8 protein-coding genes and 1 pseudogene are annotated in these 6,821 nt (G+C 63.3%); 4 read left to right on the top strand and 5 right to left on the bottom strand.

Going from position 1 to position 6,821, the window contains the following annotated elements; translation table 11 throughout:
* Positions 1-295: pseudogene (locus Q8O80_RS12635) on the bottom strand (hypothetical protein); the annotation flags it as partial.
* A gap of 30 nt (positions 296-325) precedes the next feature.
* Between Q8O80_RS12635 and crcB the strand changes: the two are divergent.
* Genes crcB through Q8O80_RS12615 form a run of 4 tightly spaced genes read left to right on the top strand, consistent with a single transcriptional unit; the run spans position 326 to position 3,215 of the window.
* Positions 326-790 carry a fluoride efflux transporter CrcB gene (gene crcB, locus Q8O80_RS12630; RefSeq protein WP_371136189.1) on the top strand — a complete coding sequence of 155 codons (465 nt, stop codon included), beginning with the start codon at positions 326-328 and terminating at the stop codon, positions 788-790.
* Complete coding sequence (locus Q8O80_RS12625; RefSeq protein WP_305579804.1) at positions 787-1,773, top strand: RluA family pseudouridine synthase; 987 nt, start codon at positions 787-789, stop codon at positions 1,771-1,773. Before crcB ends, Q8O80_RS12625 begins: the two co-directional genes overlap by 4 nt.
* Entirely contained in the window at positions 1,770-2,432 is a 663-nt protein-coding gene (locus Q8O80_RS12620) for an HAD-IA family hydrolase (protein ID WP_305579803.1), read from the top strand. Before Q8O80_RS12625 ends, Q8O80_RS12620 begins: the two co-directional genes overlap by 4 nt.
* A gap of 3 nt (positions 2,433-2,435) precedes the next feature.
* Positions 2,436-3,215 carry an ATP12 family chaperone protein gene (locus tag Q8O80_RS12615; protein WP_305579802.1) on the top strand — a complete coding sequence of 260 codons (780 nt, stop codon included), beginning with the start codon at positions 2,436-2,438 and terminating at the stop codon, positions 3,213-3,215.
* Here Q8O80_RS12615 and folK read toward each other — a convergent pair.
* From folK to Q8O80_RS12595, 4 genes are read right to left on the bottom strand one after another with little or no spacing between them, the layout of a single operon-like run.
* Positions 3,212-3,655: a 2-amino-4-hydroxy-6-hydroxymethyldihydropteridine diphosphokinase gene (gene folK / locus Q8O80_RS12610; RefSeq protein WP_305579801.1), complete on the bottom strand. Its 444-nt coding sequence runs from the start codon at positions 3,653-3,655 to the stop codon at positions 3,212-3,214. The two genes, Q8O80_RS12615 and folK, sit on opposite strands and share 4 nt — an antisense overlap.
* Positions 3,655-4,041 (bottom strand): dihydroneopterin aldolase, encoded by a 387-nt coding sequence (folB, locus tag Q8O80_RS12605; RefSeq protein WP_305579800.1) that lies wholly within the window; start codon positions 4,039-4,041, stop codon positions 3,655-3,657. The genes folK and folB overlap by 1 nt, the downstream gene beginning before the upstream one ends.
* 4 nt (positions 4,042-4,045) lie before the next feature.
* Complete coding sequence (gene folP / locus Q8O80_RS12600; protein ID WP_305579799.1) at positions 4,046-4,915, bottom strand: dihydropteroate synthase; 870 nt, start codon at positions 4,913-4,915, stop codon at positions 4,046-4,048.
* Positions 4,916-4,922: 7 nt separating this feature from the next.
* On the bottom strand, positions 4,923-6,692 hold the full coding sequence (locus Q8O80_RS12595) for an SLC13 family permease (protein WP_305579798.1): 1,770 nt from the start codon (positions 6,690-6,692) through the stop codon (positions 4,923-4,925).
* Positions 6,693-6,821 lie beyond the last annotated feature (129 nt).

Genomic DNA, 6,821 nt, shown 5'->3' with positions numbered 1-6,821 from the left:
GATTGCCTTTTTCGGACCAGCCGACGAGAAAGCCGGCGCCATAGGCCCCATTGATGCCACCGCCTGAGAGTGTCAGATAGTCGACAGCGCCGTCAGGGCCGGGGGCGATCCGGGCGTGTATTTTGGCAAATTCGTAGTCGTCACCCCAATAGCGCAGGCGTTGATCGGCATGAATGGTGGCTTCGGCGACCAGTTGGGGCGGAATTTGCTGCTGTGACTGCAAGGTCGCACAGGCAGAAATGGCCAATAGTGCTGCGCTGGCGAGGATGGATCGCAGGGCGATGTTGAAAGTCATGGGCACGGGCCTCCCAGTTCAGTTTGGCCATTGAGCCAACTGAAATCGGTATGCAGCTGCACCAGCCTTGCATATGGAAGTGTTCAATTGGTTATTCGTGGAGCAGGGCAGAACATGCAGGCAATCTTGTTGGTCGGGGCCGGGGGCGCGGTCGGTGCCATGGCCCGGTATGGCTTTGCAAGCGTGGTGGGACGATTGTTGCCGATGTCATTTCCATTGGCAACGCTGCTGATCAATATCATGGGGTCAGTGCTGATGGGCGTGTTCATCGGGCTGCTGGCCCGCTTCCTGCCGCCGCAGCAGGCTGAGCTGCGGCTGTTTGTGGCGGTCGGGGTGCTGGGCGGATTCACGACCTTTTCCTCGTTTTCCCTCGATACCATCGTGTTGATTGAGCGCGGTGCGCTGCTGCAGGCGGGCTCATATGTGCTGTTGTCGGTTGTGGTTTGCCTCATAGGGCTTTATCTCGGGCTTTTGGTGACCCGAGGCGTGGCATGAGTGGCGTTCAACAGCGGCAGGTAGAGAGCGACGAAGACGGCATGCGTCTGGATCGCTGGTTTGCCCAGCATTTCCCCCAGCTCGGTTTTGGACGGCTGCAAAAGCTGATCCGCAATGGCGAGGTCAAGGTCGACAGGGCCAAGGTGACCACCAGCACCCGCCTGTCGCCGGGCCAGACCGTGCGGATTCCGCCGATTGATGATCCCGGCGTGGTCAAGCCGGTCACGGTCAATGACAACGATGCGCAGTTCATCCGCGACATGATCATGTACGAGGACGACGACATCTACGTGCTCAACAAGCCGCATGGCCTGGCGGTGCAGGGCGGTACGGGCATGAAACGGCATCTTGATGGCATGCTCAAGAGCCTGCCCAACAAGAAGGGCGAGCCCCCGCGGCTGGTGCATCGTCTCGATCGTGATACCTCGGGCTGCCTGATCGTGGCCAAGACCAAATCGGCAGCCAGCCATTTTGGCGAAGTGTTCCGGTCGCGGTCGGCCCGCAAGATCTACTGGGCCCTTGTGGCGGGCAATCCACATCCGCCGCAGGGCGAGATTTCCTGCTTTCTGGCGCGGCAGTCGACCGATGATGGCGAGCAGATGGCGGTGGTCAAGAACGGCACGCCCGGCGCACAGCACTCGCTGAGCTATTATTCGACCACCGACACGGCCAGCCGCCGTTTTGCCTGGGTTACCCTGAAACCGGTCACGGGCCGCACCCATCAGCTGCGCGTGCACATGGCGCAGCTGGGCACCCCGATCATCGGCGATCCGCGCTATTTCAACATCGAGAACTGGCAGGGCGCGCCGGGGCTGAGCTATGGCCTGCACCTGCATGCCCGCCGCATCGCCATTCCGCTACGCAATGGCGAGCGCCTGGATATCTCGGCGCCCCTGCCGCCGCATATGCGGCACAGTTTTGAAACGCTGGGCTTTGATCCGGATCGCTATGACGTCAGCGGCGATCCCGAGGACGGGGTATGATCCTTGTCGTGTTCGATATGGACGGGACGCTGATTGATACTCAGGCCCTGATCACTGAACATATGGCGACAACCTTTCACAGCCTTGGTTTGGCGGCGCCGTCCGCCGAGCTATCGCGCCGGGTGATCGGCCTGTCGCTGCCGATGGCCATGGCCCGGCTTGCCGAAACCGACGACCGCGCGCTGATCGATGAACTGGTGGGGGCCTACCGGGCCCACTACCGCGCTGCATTGGTCACCGATGCGTCACGCGAAGGCCTGTTTCCTGGTGCAATGGAAGCCCTGCAGCGGCTGAACGCCCGCGATGAGGTGCTGCTGGGCATCGCCACGGGCAAGGGGCTCAGCGGTGTCCATCGCATCCTGGCTTTGCACGGTGTGACAAATTACTTCACCACCTTGCAGACCCCCGATCACAACCCATCTAAGCCCCATCCCGGCATGCTGGAGACGGCCATGCGGGAAACGGGCGTATCGCCAGCCCGGACGGTGATGATTGGCGATACGACTTTCGATATCGAGATGGGCGTGGCCGCTGGCTGCAAGACGATCGGCGTCACCTGGGGCTATCACGAGCCGGCCGAACTGATTGCCGTGGGGGCAGGCAGCATGATCGATCGATATGACCAACTGGACGGCGCGATCCGTCAACTCGTGGAGTAAGCCATGCGCGACCAGCTCGAAGACATTCAGAAGCATCTCGATGATGGTTATGGCCGGGCGCAGCACCTCAACCGGGTCGAATTGCCCAAGCGGTTCTACAAGGAGGTGGCGGCCGGGCCGCTCGAGGGTGGCTTCACCGTGACCCTTGATGGTCGTCAGGCGCGCACTCCCGCGCTCAAAGTCCCGGTTCTGGTCCCGGCAGCGGCGATTGCCACGGCAATGGCTGCTGAATGGGCCGCACAGGGCAAGGTCATCGATCCGGGCACCATGCCCACGGTGCGGCTGATCAATTCGGCTCTTGAGAGTGGCGAGACCAGTATTCCGGCGTTCCGCGACGAGATCGTCAAGTTTGCCGGCGGCGATCTGCTGCTGTACCGCGCTGACAGCCCGCAGCCACTGGTGGCCGAGCAGGAGCGGCACTGGGACAAGGCGCTGGTCGAGATTGCCCGCCATTTCGGTGTCAGCTTCCAGCCCACCTTTGCCATCCAGCACCAGCCGCAGCCCCAGACGACGCTGGAGCGGCTGGCAGCAGCGCTGGAAGGAGAGCACTTGCTCACCCTGACCGCCATGGTCTCGATGACCGGGCTGACCGGCTCGGGCCTGCTGACGCTGGGTTATTGGCACCGCCTGCTCGATGTCGAGCAGATCTGGGCAGCGGCCCATGTCGACGAAGACTACCAGATTGGCCAGTGGGGCCAGGATGATGAGGCCGCTGCCCGCCGCGCGTTGCGCCGCGTCGAGTTCGATACGGCGGTGGCGGTGCTGGAGGCCATGCGGGGCTAAGGCGACCCACTGCCGAGGGCGATGATCCAGGCGGTCAGCTCGGGCGCGATTTCGGCCAATGGCATGGTGACAAATTCGCGCTCATGGGCGTGGGGATGCGGCAGGGTGAGGCGCGCGGTTTGCAGCTGCTGCTGCTCATAGGCAATGATGTCGATATCGATCAGGCGCGGGCCCCAGACCTCCTCGCGGACGCGCCCCATCGCCAATTCGATTGCCAGCAGAACATCAAGCAGATCAATGGGTTCAAGGCTTGTTTCAACCGCGATTGCCATGTTGGCGAAGTCGGGTTGATCGGTCTTGCCCCAGGGCGCGGTGGTCAGCACCGATGACTGGGCGCTGACCGTGATGTGGGGGTGCGCAGCGATGCGGCGCACGGCCTCGGCCAGTTGCCCGCGCGGGTCGCCGATATTGGCGCCAAGGCTCAGCCAGGCCCTGGCCATTATGGGGTTTTTCGCTGGCGGTGCAGCTCGATGGCGGCCTCGCCACGCACCATGGCAATGGGCGCTTCGGGCTTGCGCAGGCGGATGATGACCCAGCTAACCGCTTCAAACTCATCGAAAATGCCGTCGACAATGTTCTGTGCGACGGCTTCGAGCAGCTTCATGCGCCGGGTTTCGAAGGTCGATTTCACCACGTCATAGATATCGGAATAGGAAATGCCGGCGCTGAGCCGGTCGCTGCTGGCTGCCGCAGCCAGATCGGTACCCAGTTCCAGGTCGATAAAGAATCGCTGCCCCAGCTTGGCTTCCTCGGCAAAGACGCCGTGATAACCGTAAAAGCCGAGATCTTTCAGAATGATACGGTCGCCGGTGAATGGTTCGGCCATGCGGTTACCCCAGATCTTTTGGCGGACCATACAGCGTTGCCTGGGCGACGCGAAGAGCATCGCGATTGGCTTTGACGTCGTGCACGCGGAAAATGTGTCCGCCATTGGTATAGCCCAGAACCGTGCTGGCGATGGTGCCGGCGAGGCGTTCGCTGGCCGGCAGGTCGAGCAGTTTGCCGATCATCGACTTGCGCGAGGTGCCCACCAGGATCGGAAAATCGCCTTGCTGCGGGGCGGTTCCCGAACAGGCCTGGCTCAGCGCCCGCAGGAGGGCGTAATTTTCGGCGACGGACTTGGCAAAGCCGAAGCCGGGATCGAGCACGAGCTGGGTGCTACGGATCCCCACCTGCTCGGCGCGGGCAATGGTGGCGTCGAAATAGCGGTGCATAGCCTCGAGCAGGGGCGTGCTCGCGTCGCGCGCCTTGTCCCAGTGCATGGCGATCACCGGCACGCCATAGAGGGCGGCGATATCGGCCATTTCGGGCGCGCCCTGCAGGCCGTGCACGTCGTTGATGATCGTGGCGCCGGCCTGAATGGCCTGATCGGCGACCAGCGGCTTGTAGGTGTCGATGGAGATGGGGGCGGTGATGCCCTCGGCGATCAGCGCGTCGATGACGGGCAGTACGCGGTCGAGTTCTTCCTGCACATGAACCAGTGCGGCACCGGGCCGGGTGCTTTCGCCGCCGATATCGATGATGTCGGCGCCCTCGGCCAGCATCTGGCGGGCATGGGTCAGGGCCTGCGCGACCAGATTGTGCTGCCCGCCATCGGAAAAGCTGTCCGGGGTAACATTGAGAATGCCCATTACCAGCGGCGTCGGGCCCAGGACCAGGGGTGCGCGGTTCGGCAGGGAAAGGCTGTGGGTGGAGTGCATTACCGCCTCAGAATGGCCAGACGAGCATCAGCATGGGCACGGCGACCAGCACCACGATGATCGAGAGCGGTGCGCCCAGGCGCCAATAGTCGCCGAATTTATAGCCGCCCGGACCCATGACCAGCGTGTTGCACTGGTGGCCAATCGGGGTGAGGAAGTCGCAACCGGCGCCGATGGCCACCGCCAGCAGGAAGGCTTCGGGACGATAGCCCAAGCCGGTGGCGAAGCTGGCGGCAATCGGCGCCATCACCAGCACGGTAGCGGCATTGTTGAGGAAGGGCGTGACGGCCATGGCAGCAATCATGATCAATGCCAGCGCACCCCAGCCGGGCAGAATGCTCGCCGTCATCGTCAGCCAGCTGGCGATCAGCTCGGTGCCGCCCGTGGTGCGCAGGGAATCGGCCACCGGGATCAGGCAGGCCAGCATGATCAGGATCGGCGCGTCGAGCTGGGCATAGACTTCGCGCAGTGGAATGGTGCGGCTGAGCACCATGGCGACCGCAGCGGCAAAGAAGGCCGGGGCCACCGGCACAACGCCCATCGCCGTTGCCCCCATGGCGACGGCCAGAATGACCAGCGGCAGCAGGCCGTTGCGGATGCTGCCCAGACGCAGGCCCCGTTCCACCAGCGGCAGGCAGTCCCATTCGCGCAGCAATTCGGGCAGCCGCTTGATGTGACCCTGGATCAGGATCACGTCGCCATTCTGGAAGCGAATCTGGCCGAGGCGCTCGGTGAAGCGTTCGTCGCGGCGGCTGACGGCCAGCAGGTTCAGTCCGGTGCGGTCGAACAGGGTCAGTTCCTGCGCCGTTGCCCCGATCAGGCCCGAGCTTTCCCCGATAACCGCCTCGATAACGCCGAAATCGGCCGCGTCCTTGGTGGCGGCGCCGCGGCGCTCGGAGAATACCATGCCGGACTGGTTGACCATCTTGTCGAGCGCTTCGGGTTCGCCGGCAATCAGCAGGATATCGCCGGCCCGCAGCTTGGCATCGGGCAGGGGCGTGCGCGGACGGCCGCCGGCGCCGACAATGCGCGTCACCATGCCCCGGCCATCGGCCAGCGCCTGGATTTCGCCGACAGTGCGGCCAATGGCCGACGAGTCCTCGGTGACGCGGGCCTCGGTGGTGTAGTTCTTGATCTCGACCGCGCTATCCATGCCCTGCGTTTCGCGCTGGCGGATCGGCAGCAGCTTGTAGAACAGGGTGAGGAAGATGACGCCCACCACAGTCAATGCCAGACCGACCGGGGTATAGTCGAACATCGAAAAGGCCTCGCCGGTCAGTTCCATGCGGACGCGCGAGACGATGATATTGGGCGAGGTGCCGATTTGCGTCATCAGCCCGCCCAGCAGCGAGGCAAAGGCCATCGGCATCAGGAACAGCGATGGCGAAACGCCGGACCGTCGCGCCATCTGGAAGGCAATGGGCATCATGATGGCCAGCGCGCCGATATTCTTGACGAAGGCGCTGAGCACGGCAACCACGGTCACCAGCAGCAGCAATTGGGCGCGTGGGCCCGAAATATTGGGGGCAAAGCGGCGCACCGCCACTTCCATGATGCCGGAGCGCGACACGGCGGCGCTGATTACCAGGGCGCTGCCGACAATGATGACGATATCGTCCGAGAAGCCGGAAAACGCCGTGGCGGGTGCGACAATCCCGGTGGCGAGGCCAGCCAGCAGCGCGCCCACTGCCACCACATCATAGCGCCAGCGGCCCCAGATGAACGCCACCATCATGCCGATGATCAGCAGGAAGGCCAAGGCTTGCGGAATTGTCATCTCGTTCCTGTCATTGCGTCGAGTTGATAACACAGCGCACGTGCGGCGCAGCGGCAAGCGGCAAAATCTGCGTTATTCCGTGTAATGCCATGGAACCAAATCAGCAAATGCGCAACGGGTTGTTGCGCC

This window comes from Devosia sp., from assembly GCF_030689745.1.
Lineage (GTDB): Bacteria > Pseudomonadota > Alphaproteobacteria > Rhizobiales > Devosiaceae > Devosia > Devosia alba.
This window is presented reverse-complemented; position numbering and strand designations above follow the sequence as displayed.

Coding starts and splice junctions, on each gene's coding strand:
- folK (WP_305579801.1), bottom strand. CDS start 3,655: ATGGCCAGGGCCTGGCTGAGCCTTGGCGCCAATATCGGCGACCCGCGC.
- Q8O80_RS12620 (WP_305579803.1), top strand. CDS start 1,770: ATGATCCTTGTCGTGTTCGATATGGACGGGACGCTGATTGATACTCAG.
- Q8O80_RS12615 (WP_305579802.1), top strand. CDS start 2,436: ATGCGCGACCAGCTCGAAGACATTCAGAAGCATCTCGATGATGGTTAT.
- folB (WP_305579800.1), bottom strand. CDS start 4,041: ATGGCCGAACCATTCACCGGCGACCGTATCATTCTGAAAGATCTCGGC.
- folP (WP_305579799.1), bottom strand. CDS start 4,915: ATGCACTCCACCCACAGCCTTTCCCTGCCGAACCGCGCACCCCTGGTC.
- Q8O80_RS12625 (WP_305579804.1), top strand. CDS start 787: ATGAGTGGCGTTCAACAGCGGCAGGTAGAGAGCGACGAAGACGGCATG.
- Q8O80_RS12595 (WP_305579798.1), bottom strand. CDS start 6,692: ATGACAATTCCGCAAGCCTTGGCCTTCCTGCTGATCATCGGCATGATG.